The 17822-nt window shown below is 70.4% G+C and carries 18 protein-coding genes, 2 tRNA genes and 1 pseudogene; 4 read left to right on the top strand and 17 right to left on the bottom strand.

All coding sequences use genetic code 11. The features are described 5' to 3' along the window. Positions 1–350: 350 nt before the first annotated feature. The 8 genes from HUX53_RS25270 to HUX53_RS25235 form a co-directional block, all read right to left on the bottom strand. Positions 351–423 (bottom strand) — tRNA-Glu (locus HUX53_RS25270). Between the two features lie 25 nt (positions 424–448). Next, positions 449–520: transfer RNA gene (locus tag HUX53_RS25265), tRNA-Gln, on the bottom strand. A 102-nt stretch (positions 521–622) separates the two neighbouring features. After that, complete coding sequence (locus tag HUX53_RS25260; protein WP_176405712.1) at positions 623–1261, bottom strand: DUF2461 domain-containing protein; 639 nt, start codon at positions 1259–1261, stop codon at positions 623–625. 3 nt (positions 1262–1264) lie between these two features. Then, complete coding sequence (locus tag HUX53_RS25255; RefSeq protein ID WP_176405711.1) at positions 1265–2032, bottom strand: fumarylacetoacetate hydrolase family protein; 768 nt, start codon at positions 2030–2032, stop codon at positions 1265–1267. Between the two features lie 22 nt (positions 2033–2054). Further along, a complete protein-coding gene (locus HUX53_RS25250) occupies positions 2055–3230 on the bottom strand; it encodes a cellulose binding domain-containing protein (RefSeq protein WP_176405710.1) in 1176 nt (391 codons plus the stop codon). Positions 3231–3302: 72 nt separating this feature from the next. After that, positions 3303–3674 carry a hypothetical protein gene (locus HUX53_RS25245; RefSeq protein WP_176405709.1) on the bottom strand — a complete coding sequence of 124 codons (372 nt, stop codon included), beginning with the start codon at positions 3672–3674 and terminating at the stop codon, positions 3303–3305. A 200-nt stretch (positions 3675–3874) separates the two neighbouring features. Next, on the bottom strand, positions 3875–4012 hold the full coding sequence (locus tag HUX53_RS25240) for a hypothetical protein (RefSeq protein WP_176405708.1): 138 nt from the start codon (positions 4010–4012) through the stop codon (positions 3875–3877). Between the two features lie 322 nt (positions 4013–4334). Further along, positions 4335–4523, bottom strand: coding sequence for a hypothetical protein (locus HUX53_RS25235; RefSeq protein ID WP_176405707.1), 189 nt, complete (start codon positions 4521–4523; stop codon positions 4335–4337). Positions 4524–4763: 240 nt separating this feature from the next. Between HUX53_RS25235 and HUX53_RS25230 the strand changes: the two genes are divergently transcribed. From HUX53_RS25230 to HUX53_RS25220, 3 genes are all read left to right on the top strand, one after another. Beyond that, on the top strand, positions 4764–5594 hold the full coding sequence (locus HUX53_RS25230; RefSeq protein ID WP_176405706.1) for a GntR family transcriptional regulator: 831 nt from the start codon (positions 4764–4766) through the stop codon (positions 5592–5594). A gap of 41 nt (positions 5595–5635) precedes the next feature. Then, the gene (locus HUX53_RS25225; protein ID WP_176405705.1) at positions 5636–6025 is read left to right on the top strand and encodes a DUF6292 family protein; all 390 of its coding nucleotides are present in this window, start codon (positions 5636–5638) and stop codon (positions 6023–6025) included. 133 nt (positions 6026–6158) lie between these two features. Then, a complete protein-coding gene (locus tag HUX53_RS25220) occupies positions 6159–7022 on the top strand; it encodes a GntR family transcriptional regulator (RefSeq protein ID WP_176405704.1) in 864 nt (287 codons plus the stop codon). Between the two features lie 70 nt (positions 7023–7092). Here the strand turns inward: HUX53_RS25220 and HUX53_RS25215 are convergent, their stop codons facing one another. Then, the gene (locus HUX53_RS25215; protein ID WP_176405703.1) at positions 7093–7383 is read right to left on the bottom strand and encodes a hypothetical protein; all 291 of its coding nucleotides are present in this window, start codon (positions 7381–7383) and stop codon (positions 7093–7095) included. A 317-nt stretch (positions 7384–7700) separates the two neighbouring features. On the opposite strand from HUX53_RS25215, the gene HUX53_RS25210 reads away from it, so the two are divergent. Further along, positions 7701–8996: a Crp/Fnr family transcriptional regulator gene (locus tag HUX53_RS25210; RefSeq protein WP_217919870.1), complete on the top strand. Its 1296-nt coding sequence runs from the start codon at positions 7701–7703 to the stop codon at positions 8994–8996. A gap of 3 nt (positions 8997–8999) precedes the next feature. Here HUX53_RS25210 and HUX53_RS25205 read toward each other — a convergent pair whose 3' ends face one another. The 8 genes and pseudogenes from HUX53_RS25205 to HUX53_RS25170 all read right to left on the bottom strand — a co-directional run. Beyond that, positions 9000–9284, bottom strand: coding sequence for a GNAT family N-acetyltransferase (locus HUX53_RS25205; protein WP_176405702.1), 285 nt, complete (start codon positions 9282–9284; stop codon positions 9000–9002). Positions 9285–9331: 47 nt separating this feature from the next. Next, the gene (gene cimA / locus HUX53_RS25200) at positions 9332–10909 is read right to left on the bottom strand and encodes a citramalate synthase (protein ID WP_176405701.1); all 1578 of its coding nucleotides are present in this window, start codon (positions 10907–10909) and stop codon (positions 9332–9334) included. 235 nt (positions 10910–11144) lie between these two features. Next, positions 11145–12248 (bottom strand): branched-chain amino acid aminotransferase, encoded by a 1104-nt coding sequence (locus HUX53_RS25195; protein ID WP_176405700.1) that lies wholly within the window; start codon positions 12246–12248, stop codon positions 11145–11147. Positions 12249–12410: 162 nt separating this feature from the next. After that, positions 12411–13460 carry a 3-isopropylmalate dehydrogenase gene (locus tag HUX53_RS25190; RefSeq protein ID WP_176405699.1) on the bottom strand — a complete coding sequence of 350 codons (1050 nt, stop codon included), beginning with the start codon at positions 13458–13460 and terminating at the stop codon, positions 12411–12413. Between the two features lie 43 nt (positions 13461–13503). Then, the gene (locus HUX53_RS25185; RefSeq protein WP_176405698.1) at positions 13504–14181 is read right to left on the bottom strand and encodes a (2Fe-2S)-binding protein; all 678 of its coding nucleotides are present in this window, start codon (positions 14179–14181) and stop codon (positions 13504–13506) included. A gap of 470 nt (positions 14182–14651) precedes the next feature. Continuing rightward, the gene (gene serA / locus HUX53_RS25180; protein ID WP_176405697.1) at positions 14652–16241 is read right to left on the bottom strand and encodes a phosphoglycerate dehydrogenase; all 1590 of its coding nucleotides are present in this window, start codon (positions 16239–16241) and stop codon (positions 14652–14654) included. A gap of 176 nt (positions 16242–16417) precedes the next feature. Next, on the bottom strand, positions 16418–17056 hold the full coding sequence (locus tag HUX53_RS25175) for a hypothetical protein (RefSeq protein ID WP_217919869.1): 639 nt from the start codon (positions 17054–17056) through the stop codon (positions 16418–16420). Positions 17057–17374: 318 nt separating this feature from the next. Further along, positions 17375–17822, bottom strand: a pseudogene (locus tag HUX53_RS25170) (hypothetical protein); the annotation flags it as partial.

Genomic DNA, 17822 nt, shown 5'->3' with positions numbered 1-17822 from the left:
CACCCACCACAGCGCTGGTACTCGCGCCCCGCACATGTCCCACATCGCGCCGCACAACAGCCCACCCCACCGCAGCGCTGGTTATTCGAGACCCGCACATCTGCCGCATCACGCCGCACAACAGCCCGCCCCCACCACAGCCTTGCTAGTCGAGACCCGCACATCTGCCGCATCGCGATGGGTCGCTTGGGAAACTTGGATGTCGCAGGCAAAGTCACTGCGCGTACGGCCCAGCCACCGGTTCGGGCGGAGCCCGAACACCGGGGGTTCCAGGGGGTCGCCCCCCTGGGAGAACACTGCGGGCCCCGGCGAAGGCGCCCGAAGGGCGCCGAGCAGGGAAGCCCGCCACGTACCCCCGAGCGGATTCGAACCGCCGTTACCGCCTTGAGAGGGCGGCGTCCTAGGCCACTAGACGACGGGGGCGTGTGTCCGCGTGAAGCGGACGCAGCTGGGGTACCAGGACTCGAACCTAGACTAAGTGAACCAGAATCACTCGTGCTGCCGATTACACCATACCCCAGTGAGGTACGGGCTTCCGTGCCGTTTCCGACCCGGTCGCTCGCGCCTCGATGAGAATACAGGACCTTGGGAGAACGACCAAAACGATTGCCGGGGCCGGGGGTCAGCGGGTGAAGTCGGGTGGTCCGATGTGGTCCCGGCCCCAGGCGACGAGGGGGCGCAGGCGCCGCCAGGACGTCCGCACGCGGGTGATGACCTCGGCGGGGTCGGCGGTCCACGGGTCGGCGGGCCAGCCGGTGTGGGCGTAGAGGGAGCGGTGCCGCAGGAGGTCGAGGCGCGGGTGGTCGGGGGCCGTGCCGCGGGGGCGGGTCTTGAGCCGGTCGCCGGCGATCTCCATGCCGGCGGAGCGGAGGTCGTCCACGATGGCCTGGAGTTCGCCGCCGAAGGTGTCGGAACCGGCGGCCTCGCGGTAGCGGCGGAGCTGGTCGGGGGTGGGCGCGTACATGCCGCCGGCGACCATGAGGCCGTCCGCGTCGATCTGGATGTAGAAGCCCTCGCCGGTGTGGCCGCCTTGGTGCGTCTTGTAGGGCGTCTTGTCCTTGCTGAAGCGGACGTCCCGGTAGGGGCGGAAGAGCTTGACCGCGCCGAACTCCTCTTCGAGTTCGGCGCACAGCTCGGTCAAGGGTGCGCGTACGTGGCGTTCGTAGATCTCCTTGTGGGACGTCCAGTAGGGCTTGCTGTTGTCGGCCAGCAAGCCCTCGTAGAACGTGAACGCCTCGTCGGCGAAGCCGCTGAACGCCATGGCTCAGTCGCGTTCGACGACGCGGTTGGTGAGGCTGCCGATGCCCTCGATGGTGACGGTCACCTCGTCCCCGATCTGGAGCGGGCCGACGCCGGCGGGGGTGCCGGTGAGGATGACGTCGCCGGGCAGCAGCGTCATGACCTGGCTGACGTACTCGACGAGGGCCGGGACGTCGCGCAGCAGCAGGGACGTGCGGGCGTCCTGGCGGACGTCGCCGTTGACGGCCGTGGAGATCGCCAGGTCGGCGGGGTCGGCCTCGGTCTCGATCCAGGGGCCGATCGGGCAGAACGTGTCGAAGCCCTTGGCCCGCGTCCACTGCCCGTCCTTCTTCTGCAGGTCGCGGGCGGTGACATCGTTGGCGCAGGTGTAGCCGAGGATGACCTCGGCGGCGCGGGACGCGGGCACCTCGCGGCACATCCGCCCGATGACGACGGCGAGCTCGCCCTCGTGGTCGACGCGCTCGGACAGCTTGCGCGGGTAGGCGATCGCCTCGCCCGGGCCGATCACGGCGGTGGACGGCTTGGCGAAGATCACCGGCTCGGCGGGCGGCTCGTCCCCGCCCATCTCGCGGACGTGGTCGGCGTAGTTCTTCCCGATCGCGATGATCTTGCTGGGCAGGATCGGCGCGAGCAGCCGGACGTCGGCGAGCGGGAGGCGCTGCCCGGTGAAGGTCAGTTCACCGAACGGGTGGGCCGCGATGGCGGCGACGGTGTTCTCCTCCACCACACCGAAGGACATCCCGTCGTCGGTGGAGAACCTGGCGATACGCATGTTCGAGAGCCTAGTACTCCGGTCAGAAGCCGCACGCCCTGCCGTTGATCTCGCAGCCCTTCGGGGTGGACGCGGGCCCGGCCGCGCCGTACTGGACCTCCCAGGTGCCGCCGGGCGGGATCGCGGGGGCGCCCTCCAGGTTCTCGATCTCCACCTTCTCGCCGCCGCGGACGAGCCGCGCGCCCCAGATGTTCTTCACGTCGGCGCCGGGGGCACGGAACGTCAGCTTCCATGTCTTCATGGGACGGTCGGTGCGGTTGGTGATGACGATCTTGCCTTCGAAGTACCCCTCGTCCTGCTGGACGAGCTGGTAGGTGATCCCCTTGCCCTCCACGAGCGGGCCGATCGGGGCGGTCGTCGCGGGCGGTGGCGTGCCCGGCGGCCCTCCCGCAGGAGGTGTCGCGGGCGCCTGGCTCGGCGCGGGCTCACCGGGCGCCGGCCCGCCCGTCGCGCCCCCGGCCTCCACCGGCGCCGACGCGGCCGGTGACGGAGACTGGGCGGTCTTCCCCTCGTCGTCGGAGCCGCCCCTGGTGAGCAGCAGGACCACGACCGCCGCGGCGGCGATGAGCACCACCGCGCCGATCGCCCCGGCGAAGATGATCGGACGCCTGGACCGTCCCCCGGACGGCATCGCCGGGGCCGTCGCGTCGGGCTGCGGCCCCGTCCCGAGGCCCGCGGACGGCATCGCGAAGGGGGTCGCGGGAGGACTCGAAGGCTCCGGCTCGCCGCCGAACTGCTCCGTCCAGGGCGCCTCTCCCCCGACCGGCGCAGGGGCGGGACGTTCGGCCGTCACGGAGGCGGGCATCGGGCCCTGCTCGAACGCCGCCTGCTCTTCCTGCGGCGGGACGGGCTTCTCGATCCGGATGTCGGTCACGGTCGCGGACGGCGTCTCCGCCGCATCCCGGGAGGTCACGCCCGGGTCGTCCACCGGAGGATCGAAGGACGTCGCCTCCGGGTCATCGGCCGGAAGGTCGTGGAAGGTCACTTCCGGACCGTCCACCGGGTCGTCTTCGGGGTCGTCGGCCGGGAAGTCCTGGAACGTCGCGTCAGCGAGGTCGTCCGCGGGCTCGTCGACGATGGTCGAATCGGCTTCCGTCCCCGCGCCCGGCGCGGGGGCCCGGCCGGGGACGCGGAACTCGGCGGTCGTCTTGTGGTCCGGGGGCACGTACCCGGGCTCCTCGCCGCTCAACTCGTCCACCCTCCGCTGTCGTCGATCTCATGGACTCCGACGACGGACGAAGCGGTTCGGTTCAGAACGAACCGGAAGGTGTCAGCCCGTGGGGGCGGGCTCGAACCCGCGCCGCGCGGCCTGCCGCAGCTGGCGGTTGAGCATGTCGGTGATGAGCTCGATCGCGTCCGGGGTGGTGGCGTCGTGGGCGCCGCTCAGCCAGCGGGTGGCCTCGGCGAGCAGGTCCTCGGCCGATTCCCCGTCGGACCCCGCGTCGGCCATCCGCCCGAGCACGGCGCCGAGGCGCAGCGCCGCGTCGGCGCGCCCGGACTCGGCGGCGCGCCGGTACCAGCCGGCGGCCTGTTCGAGATCGCCCTCGCGCTCGTACACCTCGCCGAGCCCGAACGCCACGTCCGCCCAGGTACCGTCCGTCGGACGCCCAAGGTCCTCGGGAGTCCACGGTCGGACGGGCATAGGATCACTCCGGCAGGTCGGTTCAGGTGGGACGGCACGCAGGAACGCCGCGCATGCCGTGCAGATCCTTATAGTGGACGCTTCAACCGAAATCCGCCACCGCTTTAGCCGTATTTGGCGAAATTTCTGCGTAACCGTACCGATACTGACGGAAACACCCTCGTTCTTTCGAACGACCGATTTCCGGCCATCGCGACGGGTCAGGCCGGGGGGCGGCGCCGCGTGAGCTGCGGGACGAGCCAGGGCGCGACGGCCGCGGCGCCCGCCCCCGCTGAGCAGAGCGCCGTGAGCCGTCCGGACGCCCCGGCCCGCCGTCCCAGTCCGGCAGTGATCGCCATGACCGTCGCTCCGGTGACGGCCACGCGTGTGGACCCGGCCCACGGGTCGCGCGCTTCGCAGGGTTCAGGCACCGGAGTGAGGCGCAGTACCGGAACAGCGTGTGCGCTCGGTTCGTCCAAGAACGTCCAGCCGTCTTCGCGCGCCGGAGGCCGGGCAGCCGGCGTCGCGCCGTCGTCCACGTCGCCTCCCCTCAGCCCCGTGGACGCCATCGCCCGCCGCTCGACCCCGGTCGATTGCTCCGGCGCGCTCGGTGCCGCGCCCACCCGGTCTTCCACCTGGAACTCTCCTCGGGTCAGCGGCCCGCTCCGCGGCGACCGGAGATCATTTGCGTGGTCCGTTCAGGCCCCGGACGGTGAGCAGCGCCGGCCAGGGGCCCGGCTCCGCCGGCACGGGAGGCTCCCCGCGAAGGTTCGCGTTCCTCGTCCGAAAGCCGATGCTGATGACGTAGAGCGCCATGGTCAGGAAGAGTGCCGCAGGAACGAGGATCCAGAGAAGGATGATGCTGGACATCTGTGCGCTCCTTCCAGCTTGATGCCGGGACGTTGAACCCGATCAGGCTGCTCGTCTGAGCCGATTCCTGGAAATTCCGGTGATCTGCTCGGTACCATCAGACAGCTCAAGTGGCCTGGGTCAGCTTGTTCGGCTTCCGTCCTACTAAAGGTGTAACCCTGATCAGGCAGGGCAAAACATGATCATAGGTACTAGTTAGAAGGAACAGCTCAATCCTCTGATTGCAATGAGAGGCTCCCCATGGCACGAAGGACGCCCAGGTACGTCGAGATCGCCGCGGACCTCCAGGCTCGGATCGACGATGGACGGCTGGAGCCCGGCGACCGGCTGCCCACCGAGAAGGAGCTGGCCCAGCGCTGGGGAGTCTCGGAGAACACGATCAAGGCGGCGGTCAACGAGCTGCGCAGGGGGGGCCGCGTCGAGACCGTCCCCCAGAAGGGCAGCTTCGTCACCGAACCCGATATGCCCTTCGTCATCACCCTGAACTACACGGACCTCGGTGACGAGAACGCGCCGGGCCGCGGATTCGGTGGCGGTGAGGGCAAGGCGTTCCTGTCGGAGGCGGACCGCCAGCGGCACCAGGCCCACTTCTCCAAACCGGACGTGGCGGTCGAGGACGCCGGCGAGCTGCAGATGAAGGCCCTCGGCATTCCGCGCGTTCCGGCGGACGCCCCGCAGCCGCAGGTCGTCCGCCGGTCCCAGCAGCGGTTCGTGGACGGCAAACCGAACTCGCTCCAGCACTCGTACTTCAAGCTCGAACTGGCGTTCAAGGCCCAGGACCTGCTCAATTCGCGGGACATCGCGGAGGGCAGCGTCGCCTACCTGCAAAGATGCGGACACGAGCAGGTCGGGTACGAAGACGAGTTCGACGCCCGGCCCCCCACGGAAGAGGAGCTCAAGTTCTTCGGGCTCTCCAAGAACAGCCTCGCCGTCATCGAGCACATCCGCACCGCCTTCGACCAGAACGGCGAACCGTTCCGGCTGACGGTCACCGTCTACAAGCCAGGCACCAACAAGATCCGGTTCATCGCCGGTGACGTGCCCGACGAGGTCTGGGAACGAGGTTCCTGACCCGTCTCCGTCCATCAACGACAATCCGCAGGGAAACCAACATGGCCGATTCCGCATATCCAGCACACCACCCGGTCGAGCAGGTCGACACCGCGCACGGCTACGTCACCGAGACGGTGACGGCGCTCAACGGCCGCGGCATCCGGGTGGACCGCAGCCACCTCGACCCCATGGGCCCGGTCGACGCGACCATCATCACCGGCGACAGCGCCCTCGTGTGGGACGAGTGGACCGGCTGGAGGATCGGCACCTACGTGTCCGGCCGCCAGGGCGAGCGGACCGTGCTCCGCGACGCGCGCCTCCTCGGCGGCGGGATCCTCCTGGCCCCGTCCGCCATCGCCGAACTGGTGGAGAGCGGCGAATCGCTCCCGCTGATCACCCGCGAGCCGGACGCGCAGGACGGCCTGTTCGACGCGCTGCGCACCCGCTGATCCATCGGGCAACCGGTCGTGGCCGTCCAGCAGCGGTCACGACCGGCGAGAGCAGGGGCTTCTCCGCGCACAATGACCTTCAGCCCGGCACCCCCGACCGCAGCCGCGAAGGGATCCGAACGCAATGGCCCGTATGACGCCTGCCCGCTGGCGTGACATCGCCGACGACCTGCGCCGCCGCATCGAATCGGGAGACCTCGCACCCGCGGACGGCGCGTCCGGCCGGCGGCCGCTGCCTTCCGAGAAGGACTTGGAGCACCACTACCGCGCGTCCCGGAACACCGTGCGGGACGCGCTCGCCTGGCTCCGGCAGCAGGGGTACGTCGTCTCGGAACAGGGCAAGGGGACGTTCGTCGTGCCACAGCCCGACATCGTGCACGTCACGCTCCGCGCCGCCGAGCTCGGGCTCGCACCGGGCGCGAGGTCGGCGGAGTGGTACAACCGCGACGCCGCCGTCCCGGCGCACCGCGAGGTGACCGTTTCGCAGGTCAAGGTGGAGGTCCAGGAGGGCACCAAGGTCATCGCGCGGTACCTGCGGGCGGGGTCCGGCTCGGAGTTCATCTCCCGCCACCAGGAGATCTTCCTGGACGACCAGCCCTGGGTCCTGCAGACGTCCTTCTATCCGCTCGAATTCGCTACCAGCGGCGCGACCCGCCTGCTTCTCCCGCGCGACATCCCCGAGGGCGCCGTGGCGTACCTGGGTGCGGCCCTCGGCTACCAAGAGGTCGGCTTCCACGACGAGATCAAGGCCCGCGTCCCGGACGAGAACGAGAAGCGGTTCTTCAGCCTCGGCGACTCTGCGGCGAGCATCGTCTTCGAAACCGTCCGGACCGCCTACTCCGCCGACGGCAATCCCTTTCGCGTCACCGTGACGGTCTGGCCCGCCGACCGCACGCGGCTGCACTACAACGACGGGAAAGTCCCCATCGACGTCCTCAAGGCGCCCGGCGATGCGTCCACCGACGCCACACCGGCCGACGACACCGAGAGCGGATAGCCGACTGACCTCCGGTTCCCGCCGTTAACGCAAGACGGCTCCTCGCCTTGTCCCCTGGTGGCAGTGCGAGTCAGACGAAGCGGACGAGCATCAGGTCGGCTTCGGGGTTTTCGCGCCAGTAGAGGGAGCCGGGCGTGCGGGACATGTTCTCGATCTCGTTGGCGATGATCAGGGCGCGGTTGATGCAGTCGGTCTTGTTGTAGCCGGTCTGCTCCTGGAGGCGCTGGAGCGCCTGGACGGCCTTGCCGGTGAGGTTGACCGTCACGCGTTCGCTCTGCGGGACGGCGTCGGCGCGGCGGCCCGGATCGTCCGCTTCCATGGACCCCTCCGAGGTCTCGGGGGCCGCAGGAGAATCGGTCATGAACGCTCACTCCCATCGGGGAGCGCGGCCCCCCATGCGTTCGGCGCCGGAACCGGATGTCCCGCCGTCAGGCGACCATACAGCCCTCCGTCAGCAAATCCATGCCGTGCATACAGCATGCACGACAGAGGTTCCCTCGGCTCAGGCATCGGAAACCTGGGTTAGTCCTGCGTTGCCAGCAGGCGACACAGGACTTACCGGTCTTCATGCAGTCTTCATATGGCTTTCGTATGTATTTTGATGGAGGGGTGGGGACGGAACCAATGCCGAGGAGCCGGGGCCACTACGCCCGGCCTTCCCGGGGGAAGGAAGACTCCGTGAGACTGAACCGTTGGGCGCCGCGGGGGCGGGCGGCCTCGCACGCCGGCGCGGGCCCGGTGCACGCGAAGGTCATGACCCCGGTGACGCTCGGGGCGGTGGTGCTGGGGTACGCGCTGGACGGGTCGGGCACCGCCGCGATCGCCGGCGTCCTGGCGTTCCTCACGTTCCCGGCGGTGGCCATGACGAACGCGGTCGTCCAGTACCTGAAGGCGGACACGCTGCACGAGACGTCCGGGCCCCCGTCGACGGCGGCCGCGCTGCCCGTGCCCGTCCCGGCCGCCGAGGTGGTGGCCGTGGGGCGCGAGGCCGCGACGTTCCTGGACGCGCTCACGCCCGCGGAACGGCAAGACCTCGTCGTGCGGGCGCACCGGCACCTGTACCGCGCGGAGGACGTCCTGTGCCGGGAGGGCGGTCTCGCCGGCGAGGTCGTCGTGATCTTGTCCGGCTGGACGCGGGTGTGGGTCCGGGAGGGCGCCGAGCAGCGGATCATCGCGTTCCGCGGCGCCGGGGAACTGGTCGGCGAAAGGGCCGCGCTACTGATCCGGGACCGGTCCGCCACCGTGACGGCGGACACCGACGTCCAGGCGCTCCGCATCGACGCCGGCGACTTCGGGGCCTTCCTGAACGCCAACCCGCGCGTGCGGGGCGTCCTGGAGCAGCAGGTCTACCGGCGGCAGATCGAGAGGCACGACTTCCGGGACGTGCAGGGGAACTGCTCGATCCTCATCACCGACATCACCCGGTTCAGCGCGCCGGCCCGCACCGACGCCGACCGCGAGTACGTCCTGGGCGCCATGTACGACCTGATGAGCGAGGCGTTCACCGCGTCCGGCCTCGACTTCGGCCGCCTCTACACCGAGGACCGCGGCGACGGCGCGCTCGTCGTCGTCCCGCCGGCCACGCCGACCGACCAGGTCGTCGACCCGATGCTCGCGCACCTGGCGGCGGCGCTGCGGCGGCACAACCGGCGCGCCGCCGAGGCGACCCGGCTGCAGCTGCGGGCCGCGCTGCACGTCGGTCCCGTGCAGCGCGGCCCGAAGGGCGTGTCCGGCATCTCCATCATCACGACGCGGCGCATGGTGGACGCGCCGGCGGTGAAGCGGCGCGTCGCCGAGACCGGCGCCGACCTGGCGTTCGTCACGTCCGACTTCGTGTTCGACTCGGTGATCAAGCCCGCCCCCGGCCTGGTCGACCCGGGCCGCTACTCGCGGGTCCGGGTCAGGCTGAAGGAGGCGTCGCTGTCGGCGTGGCTCATGCTGGAGGGCGGCGGATCGCGGCTCCGCGCGGTGTGAGGGTCAGGACGCCGCCACCAGGTCCTGGTAGTCGGGGTGCTTCTCGATCCACTTCTTGATGAACGGGCAGACCGGGTCGACCGAGCGGCCCTTGCCGCGGATGTCGTCCAGCGCGCCGCGGGCGAGCGAACTCCCGACGCCCTTGCCCTCGAACGCGGAGTCGACCTCGGTGTGGACGAGAACGACGGTGTTCTCGCCCGGCTCGTACTCGACGAACCCGGCGAGGTCGCCGTCCAGCCTGATCTCGTAGCGGTTCTTCTCGGCGTTGTCGGTGATCTCGGTGCTCATGCCCCGATAATGCCCAACCAGCCCAAGAGATTCCCCGGCGGCCTCCGTTAGCCCGCCTCGTAGCCGGCGCGGAGGAGGCAGTAGGTGACGGCCTCCTCCAGGGCCTGCCAGGACGCGGCGATGACGTTGTCCTCGACGCCGACGGTGCCCCACTCGCGCTCGCCGTCGCCGGACTCGATCAGCACGCGCGTCCGCGCGTCGGTGCCGTGCGTCCCCTCCAGGATGCGGACCTTGTAGTCGACCAGCTCCAGCCGAGCCAGCTCCGGGTAGAGGCGGCCGAGCGCGATGCGCAGCGCGTTGTCGAGGGCGTTGACGGGGCCGTTGCCCTCGCCGGTCGCGATGATCCGCTCGCCCTTGGCGTGCAGCTTGACGGTCGCCTCGCTGACCATCGACCCGTCCGGACGGCGCTCCACGATCGACCGCCACGACTCGACCTCGAAGTGCCGCTGCCGGACGCCGGTCAGCTCCTCGCGCAGCAGCAGCTCGAACGAGGCGTCCGCGGCCTCGAAGGTGTAGCCGGTGGACTCCAGCTCCTTGACCTTGGCGACGACGGCCTTGGACTTCTCGCCGGACAGGTCGTAGCCCAGCTCGCGGCCCTTCAGCTCGACGGACGCGCGGCCGGCCATGCTGGACACCAGCATCCGCATGTCGTTGCCGACGGCGGCGGGGTCGATGTGCTGGTACAGGTCCGGGTCGATCTTGACGGCGGACGCGTGCAGCCCCGCCTTGTGCGCGAACGCCGACACGCCCACGTACGGCTGCTGGGAGCTGGGCGCGACGTTGGTGACCTCGGACACGGCGTGCGCGATCCGGGTCATCTCGGCGAGCTGCGCGTCCGACACGAGGTTCATGCCCCGCTTGAGCTGCAGGTTCCCGACGACCGTGAACAGGTTGGCGTTGCCGCTGCGCTCGCCGTACCCGTTCGCGCAGCCCTGCACGTGGGTGGCGCCTGCCTTCACCGCGGCGAGCGTGTTGGCGACCGCGCAGCCGGAGTCGTCGTGGCAGTGGATGCCGACCCGCACCCCGTAGCCGACGACCTCGTGGACGACCTCGGCCAGCTCGTCCGGCAGCATGCCGCCGTTGGTGTCGCAGAGCGCGACGACGTCCGCGCCGGCCTCGGCGGCGGTGCGGACGGCCTCCAGCGCGTAGCCGGGGCTGGCCTTGTAGCCGTCGAAGAAGTGCTCGGCGTCCAGGAAGACTCGTTGGCCCTCCGCACGCAGGTGGGAGACCGTGTCGCGGATCATCGCGAGGTTCTCCGCCAGGGTGGTGCGGAGGGCCAGCTCGACGTGCCTGTCGTAACTCTTGGCGACCAGGGTCACGACGGACGCGCCGGATTCGCGCAGGGCGGCGACCTGGGGGTCGTCGGCCGCCTTCACCCCGGCCCGGCGGGTCGCGCCGAACGCGGTGAGCCGCGCGTGCCTCAGGTCGAGCTCTGTTCGAGCGCGCCTGAAGAATTCGGTGTCCTTGGGGTTGGCGCCCGGCCAGCCGCCCTCGATGAAGCCGACGCCCAGGTCGTCGAGGTGCCGCGCGATGGCGAGCTTGTCGGGCACGGAGAGGTTGAGTCCCTCCTGCTGGGACCCGTCGCGCAGGGTGGTGTCGTAGACGTGGAACGCGTCGCCTTGCATAGGTGAGAACCCCCAGAGGGTGGCGCCAGGGCACAAAAAAGACCCCTCACGGACGTGAGAGGTCTGCGCGCCGGCGGTGTCCCGTTAGCTGCCGGCGCGCCAGCCGATAATGACGAGGCTGTTGCGCATGATGCTCTCAGTCTGCCACACGGTTCGCGTGCTCGGGACATCCGTCTCAGATCATGAGACGCCGCGGCCCCGGCGGGCGATCTCGCCGGGGCCGCGAACGCGCAGGTCAGACGATCTTGTGGACCCAGCCGTAGGGGTCGGGACGGGTGCCGTACTGAATGCCGACCAGCTCCTGGCGCAGCCGCATGGAGATCTCGCCGGGCTCGCCGTCCCCGATCGTCCACTCCCGGTCGCGGCCCTTGACCCGGCCGACCGGGCTGATGATCGCGGCGGTGCCGCAGCCGAACACCTCGGTGATCTCGCCGGACTCGCAGCCCGCCTGCCACTCGTCGATGCTGATCTTGCCCTCCTCGGTGGGGACGCCGAGGTCGGGGGCGAGCTTGAGCATCGAGTCGCGGGTGACGCCCGCGAGCAGCGTGCCGGTGAGCGCCGGGGTGAGCAGGCGCGCCTGCGCGCCGGCCCCGTAGACGAACATGAGGTTCATCGAGCCGACCTCCTCGACCCAGCGGTGCTCCACCGCGTCGAGCCAGACGACCTGGTCGCAGCCCTGCGCGACGGCCTCGGCCTGCCCGGCGAAGGACGCCGCGTAGTTGCCGCCGAACTTGGCCTCGCCCGTCCCGCCGGGAGCGGCGCGGGTGTAGTCCTGCGACAGCCACACCGAGACGGGCTTGATGCCGCGCGGGTAGTACAGCCCGGACGGCGACGCGATGACCATGAACAGGAACTCGTTCGCCGGGCTGTTGACGCCGAGCGCGCGGGTCGTGGCGAACATGAACGGCCGCAGGTAGAGGCTGTGGCCCTCGGTGTCGGGGACCCACTCCCTGTCGGTGCGGACGAGCAGCTCGACCGCGTCCACGAACAGCTGCTCGGGGATCTCCGGCATCGCCATCCGCTTCGCCGACCGGTTCATCCGGGCCGCGTTCATGTACGGGCGGAAGGTGACGACCGAGCCGTCCGGCTGCTTGTAGGCCTTGAGGCCCTCGAAGAGCTCCTGGGCGTAGTGGAACACCTGCGAGGCCGGGTCCATCGGGATCGGCCCGTACGGTTCGAGCTTCGCGTCGTGCCAGCCGCGCTCCGCCGAGTACCTGATCGTGATCATGTGGTCGGTGAAGTGCCGGCCGAAGCCGGGGTCGGCCATGATCGCGGCCCGCTCGTCGGCGGTCGCGGGCCGCTCGGTGCGCGTGATCTCGAAGTCCAGGGTGTCGCTCATCGCGGTTCGTCCTCTCGCGGATCGCCGGGCGGCCCCATCGCCGCTATGGCTTCCTAGTCCCTATTGTCGTACTTCGTCTAGACCTGCTCCTCCACGCGGCGCATACGGAAAGACCGGGCGCGCCGCGAGGCACGCCCGGTCCGGCCGGACAGGCGGCGTGCCCTATCCGGATACTCGCTTGGCGATCGCGTCGCCGATCTGGGACGTGGACCGGGCGCCGAGGCCGGCGCGCTCGGCCAGGTCGTCGGAGACGGCCTGCTCGACGCGGCGGGCGGCGTCGCCCTCGCCGATGTGGTCGAGCAGCATCGCGACGGACAGGACCGTGGCGGTCGGGTCGGCCTTGCCCTGCCCGGCGATGTCGGGCGCGCTGCCGTGCACCGGCTCGAACATCGACGGCGCGGTGCGGTCGGGGTTGACGTTGCCGGACGCGGCTAGCCCGATCCCGCCCGCGATGGCGGCGCCGATGTCGGTGATGATGTCGCCGAACAGGTTGTCGGTGACGACCACGTCGAACCGCTGCGGCTGGTTCACGAAGAACATGGTCGCCGCGTCAACATGCACATAGTCGGTCGTGACCTGCGGGTACTCCTCGGCGACCCGCTTCAGCACCCGCTGGTAGAGGTCACCGGCGAACGTGAGGACGTTGTCCTTGTGGACCAGCGTGAGCTTCTTGCGCGGCCGGGACGCGGCGACCTCGAACGCGTACCGGATGACCCGCTCGACCCCGTACGCGGTGTTCACGCTCTCCTGCGTGGCGACCTCGTGCGGCGTCCCCTTGCGCAGCACGCCGCCCACACCGGTGTACGGCCCCTCCGTCCCCTCCCGGACGACGACCATGTCGATGTCATCGGTCGACACACCGGCCAGCGGCGTCTTGACGCCGGGGAACAGCTTCACGGGCCGCAGGTTGACGTAGTGGTCCAGCTCGAACCGGGTCCGCAGCAGCAGCCCGCGCTCCAGCGTCCCGCTGGGCACGCTCGGGTCGCCGACGGCGCCGAGCAGGATGACCTCCTGCTCGCGCAGCTCGGCCAGCACCGAGTCGGGCAGCGTCTCCCCCGTCCGGTGCCAGCGGGCGGCGCCCAGATCGTAGGAGGTCTGCTCGAACGCGAGGTCGCCGGACACGGCGTCGAGGACCTTCAGTCCCTCGGCGACCACCTCGGGGCCGATCCCGTCACCCGGGATGACGGCCAGACGAATGCTGCGGGAAACCATGCGCGCACTCTACTGCAAACGTCTCAGTGCGTGGGCTGCCGTCTCACGATCCGGGCAAAAGCCCGCAATCCCCGCACATCCCGCCACCGGGCACCCGGTAGTACAGGCAGCAGCTCTTCCGAACGAACCCGTCCGCCCGGAACTCCCCCGCCCCGGCCAGCGGCTCCCGCCGGAGCAACTCCCGCACGAGCTCACCCCGGACGGCATCGGCCGGCCCCACATGGAGACTCCCGACCAAGGCGGACGCCGCATTCCCCCACACCAGCCCGTCCGCAAGATTCACGAAGCTCGCCATGATCTCCCGCAAGGGACGCAGATGCCCGTCCACAATCACGTCGTGAACAAGCGCGGCAGCCTCCGCGGTGTCCTCGACGCGCCATCCGCCCGGCTTATCAAGCCCCAGCGTGATCGCCTCGCCCGGCGCCCACCGCCACCGCAGCGTGCGCAGATCGGGGACGATCCCGCCCGCCGCCGCAGCGACAACGGGCGACCACAACCGCGCCGCGAGCCCCTGAAACACGAGCGAGGCGGAGACCCGCCGCTCCTTCGCCCCAAGCCGCTCGGCGTAATCCCCGGTCAGCGCCCGCAGCCGCCGGACGTCCCCAGCGAACGGACGCCAGCCGGCCCCGTCCAACTCCGTGCGGATCTCGAAGTACGGCCCCAGCCGCCCGACGTCCCGCAGAACCCCCGCAACCTGATCGGAAGCGACATCAGACGGCATGCCCCCAGTCTCACATGCCCATCGGCACGTCCCGACGCCAACTACATCGGCGACCGTCCGGGGGGAAGGGCTAGTCGGCCCTCCGGTCTAGGGCGGTTTGCAGGGCGCGGGCGGCTTCTTCTTCGGCTTCGTCCGCGGGGGTGTTGGTCCAGGTGTCGTTCATGGGATTGCTCCAGATTCGCTGAGCTGTGGCGAGGGGGCCGCCGGGTGGGCGTGGTTCGCACGGTCCGGCTCGGACATCGGGCTCACGGCCAGGCAGAGCCTCCGCAGCGGGTGCCGGCCTGCCGATGATCAGGCCCCGCTGCGGCAGCGAAGGATTACTACGAAGCGCCGCATGACTACCTGCGAGATTACCTCCGCTCCGGCGGAGTTGTCCCGACCAGTGGCGAGAAATCTCGCTATTTGAGACGGGCTTGGAAAACCTCACGGGCGGGCGCGCCGATGCGCACCCGCCCGTGGCGGAAAGGTTGTCAGCCGTCGAGGTCGACGCGGCGGCCCATGTCGGCGCCGACCTCCTTGGTGATGGCGTCGACGAGCTGCGGGGAGATGGCCGAGTCGACGGTGAGCGCGATCAGCGCCCTGCCGCCCTTGACGTCCCGGCCGACCTGCATGCCGGCGATGTTGACCTGCTCGTCGCCGAGCAGGTTGCCGACGGCGCCGACGATGCCGGGGCGGTCGACGTAGGAGAAGAACGCCATGTGCTCGGTCGGGACGAGCTCCATGTTGTAGCCGTTGATCTCGATGATCCGCTCGGCGTGCTTGGGGCCGGTGAGCGTGCCGGAGACCGAGACGACGTCGCCGTCGGCCATGGTGCCGCGGACCTGCACGACGTTGCGCCAGTCAGGGCTGTCCTCGGACGTGGTGAGGGTGACCTCGACGCCGCGGTCGCGGGCGAGGAGCGGCGCGTTGACGAACGTCACGGCCTCCTCGATGACGTCCACGAAGACGCCCTTGAGCGCGGCGAGTTCGAGGACCTTCACGTCGTGCTCGGCGATCTCGCCGCGGACGACGACGTCGAGCCGGACGGGGACGCCGCCGGCGAGGGCGGTGAAGATGCGGCCGAGCTTCTCGGCGAGCGGCAGGCCGGGCTTGACGTCCTCGGCGACGGCGCCGCCCTGCACGTTGACGGCGTCCGGGACGAACTCGCCGGAGAGGGCCAGCTTGACGGAGCGGGCGACCTGGGTGCCGGCCTTCTCCTGCGCCTCGTGGGTGCTGGCGCCGAGGTGCGGGGTGACGACGACGTTGTCGTGGTGGAACAGCGGGCTCTCGGTGCACGGCTCGGTGCTGAACACGTCGATGCCGGCGCCGGCGACCCGGCCGTCCTTGATCGCGAGGTCGAGGGCCGCCTCGTCGACGATCCCGCCGCGGGCGGCGTTGACGATCCGGACGGACGGCTTGACCTGCTGCAGCTCGCGGTCGCCGATGAGGCCGAGGGTCTCGGGCGTCTTCGGCAGGTGGACGGTGATGAAGTCGCTCTCGCGGAGCAGTTCCTCCAGCGTGACGAGCTTCACGCCGAGCTGCGCGGCGCGGGCGGCCTGCACGTACGGGTCGAACGCGACCACGTTCATGTCGAAGGCGGCGAGGCGCTGCGCGACGAGGACGCCGATGCGGCCGAGGCCGAGGACGCCGACGGTCTTGCCCTGCAGCTCGACGCCGGTGTACCTCGAGCGCTTCCACTCGCCCTGCTTGAGCGCGGCGTGGCCCTGCGGCACGTTGCGCGCGGTGGCAAGGAGCAGCGCGATCGCGTGCTCGGCGGCGGTGACGATGTTGGACGTGGGCGCGTTGACGACCATGACGCCGGCCTTGGTGGCGGCCTCCACGTCGACGTTGTCGAGGCCGACGCCGGCGCGGGCGACCACGCGCAGCTTCTTGGCGTGCTGGAACACCTCGGCGGTGACCTTGGTGGCGCTGCGCACGATCAGCGCGTCGACATCGGCGACGGCGGGCAGCAGCTGCTCCTTGTCACTGCCGTCGACGTGCCGGACGTCGAAGTCGGCCTCCAGCACGGCGATGCCGGCCGGGGAGAGTTCTTCTGCGACGAGGACGACGGGCTTGCTCAAGAGAAAACAGTCCTTCGGAAAAAGAGTGGTGTGTGATGCGTTCAGGTGAAGTCGCGAGTCACCTCGTCGTGGCCCTCGCCCCCGGCAGACGAGTCTATAACCCGTGGGCCTCGGCGGTTCCCAGCAGGGAAGGACTCACCGGTAACTACCGTTCCGCACGGGTTCGCCCTGGTCTGTCAGGCCGCGTTCGGTTCCGGTACCGCGGCGAGCACGGTCGCCACGCGCTCGGCGTCCGTCACGTGGATGTGCGGGACGTCCACGAACACCCGCAGCGGCCCCGCCGGCAGCCCCAGCTCCTCGGCGACCCCCGTCTGCACCTCGTGCAGCGGGATGTACATCAGGTAGCCGCGGTGGACGTTCTGCGACCGGAACATCGCCGTCATCATCAGCCGGTAGCCGCGGATGCGGAACGACAGCGCGGTCAGGGTCGGCAGCCCGTCGGCCGGCTCGCCCGGGATCGTCAGCGAGATCCACGCGCTGGTCGTCCACGGCCTGGCCCGCAGCAGGTCCACCACCCACCGGATCTGGTCGTGCCCGTCCAGGTCGTGCAGCCGCGGCCAGTACCGCCCGCGGACGACGCGCCGGGTGCGCTCCTGCGCCCTCCGGACCAGCCGCGCCCGGTCGCCGTGCTCGTGGAGGATCGGATCCTCCCAGCTCAGCGAGCTGACCTCGAACAGCAGCGGGGGTCCCTCGATGATGGGCCCGCCGTCCTCCAGCCCGGCCTCGCCGGCCGTCCACACGTGCCGCAGCGCGCCGATCCACGCCTGCCCGCACGTCTCCCAGCGCCGGACGTCCCTGTCCCCTTGCGCCGGCATGTCATGACTCCACACCGTTATTCAGAGATTTACCTGCCCGCCGCATTGGGCGGCCGGCAGGAAATTCCGCACTGTCTCCGGCCGGTGACCTTCCGTTGCCCGCGATCAGCCTCGCACCACTCATGCACTCTGCCCCAAGACCCGCTCCGGCGGCGGTCACGGGGTGTTCGTGCAGGTGCTCCCGGCACGGGCCGCGGCCGTCACGGCTTTCTTCAAGTATCAGGCAATGTACCCAGAAACGATAGGTATATTTATCCGAACGGTACCTTCACCGGCATTCTGACCACGTTGTCGTCCACCAGTCACTGGACAATGCCCTCAGTCCCGGTGCAGCACGACGTACCCGTCCCGCCGGAAGACCCGCCGGTACCCGGCGGCCTCCAGTCCGGCGACCCGCCGCCGCTGCTCGGCGACCGACCGGAACGGGAACTCCAGCCGTCCGACGTAGGCGACGACCCACGGAGCCCCGCGCGACCGCTCGTCCCACAGCAGCACCCGGGCGCGGGACGTCAGCGCGGGCCCGACGCCGTTGGCCGCCTCGACGAGCGCCCCGTCGGGGATCTTCGCCGCCGCCGCCGACGCCGCGCGGGCCCGCTCGTTCGGCCGCCACAGGGCGGGATCGGCCAGGTGCTTGTACGCGAAGAACGGCACGCAGACGAGCGTGGCCGCCAGCCTCCCGGCCACCGGCAGGGCGGACGGGACGCGCGGCCCCGCCCGCCGCCCCCCCCGCCGCCTCGCGCCCCCGCCCCCCACCCCCCGCCCAGCA

Source organism: Actinomadura sp. BRA 177, from assembly GCF_013372625.1.
Lineage (GTDB): Bacteria > Actinomycetota > Actinomycetes > Streptosporangiales > Streptosporangiaceae > Spirillospora.
This window is presented reverse-complemented; position numbering and strand designations above follow the sequence as displayed.

What these genes read in the sequence shown, in the direction of transcription:
- HUX53_RS25240 (WP_176405708.1), bottom strand. Translation starts at nt 4,012, where the DNA reads ATGGCGATCACTGCCGGACTGGGACGGCGGGCCGGGGCGTCCGGACGG.
- HUX53_RS25220 (WP_176405704.1), top strand. Translation starts at nt 6,159, where the DNA reads ATGACGCCTGCCCGCTGGCGTGACATCGCCGACGACCTGCGCCGCCGC.
- HUX53_RS25185 (WP_176405698.1), bottom strand. Translation starts at nt 14,181, where the DNA reads ATGCCGTCTGATGTCGCTTCCGATCAGGTTGCGGGGGTTCTGCGGGAC.
- HUX53_RS25235 (WP_176405707.1), bottom strand. Translation starts at nt 4,523, where the DNA reads ATGTCCAGCATCATCCTTCTCTGGATCCTCGTTCCTGCGGCACTCTTC.
- HUX53_RS25225 (WP_176405705.1), top strand. Translation starts at nt 5,636, where the DNA reads ATGGCCGATTCCGCATATCCAGCACACCACCCGGTCGAGCAGGTCGAC.
- HUX53_RS25260 (WP_176405712.1), bottom strand. Translation starts at nt 1,261, where the DNA reads ATGGCGTTCAGCGGCTTCGCCGACGAGGCGTTCACGTTCTACGAGGGC.
- HUX53_RS25205 (WP_176405702.1), bottom strand. Translation starts at nt 9,284, where the DNA reads ATGAGCACCGAGATCACCGACAACGCCGAGAAGAACCGCTACGAGATC.
- HUX53_RS25190 (WP_176405699.1), bottom strand. Translation starts at nt 13,460, where the DNA reads ATGGTTTCCCGCAGCATTCGTCTGGCCGTCATCCCGGGTGACGGGATC.
- HUX53_RS25255 (WP_176405711.1), bottom strand. Translation starts at nt 2,032, where the DNA reads ATGCGTATCGCCAGGTTCTCCACCGACGACGGGATGTCCTTCGGTGTG.
- HUX53_RS25175 (WP_217919869.1), bottom strand. Translation starts at nt 17,056, where the DNA reads ATGCCGGCGCAAGGGGACAGGGACGTCCGGCGCTGGGAGACGTGCGGG.
- HUX53_RS25215 (WP_176405703.1), bottom strand. Translation starts at nt 7,383, where the DNA reads ATGACCGATTCTCCTGCGGCCCCCGAGACCTCGGAGGGGTCCATGGAA.
- HUX53_RS25195 (WP_176405700.1), bottom strand. Translation starts at nt 12,248, where the DNA reads ATGAGCGACACCCTGGACTTCGAGATCACGCGCACCGAGCGGCCCGCG.
- HUX53_RS25230 (WP_176405706.1), top strand. Translation starts at nt 4,764, where the DNA reads ATGGCACGAAGGACGCCCAGGTACGTCGAGATCGCCGCGGACCTCCAG.
- cimA (WP_176405701.1), bottom strand. Translation starts at nt 10,909, where the DNA reads ATGCAAGGCGACGCGTTCCACGTCTACGACACCACCCTGCGCGACGGG.
- HUX53_RS25245 (WP_176405709.1), bottom strand. Translation starts at nt 3,674, where the DNA reads ATGCCCGTCCGACCGTGGACTCCCGAGGACCTTGGGCGTCCGACGGAC.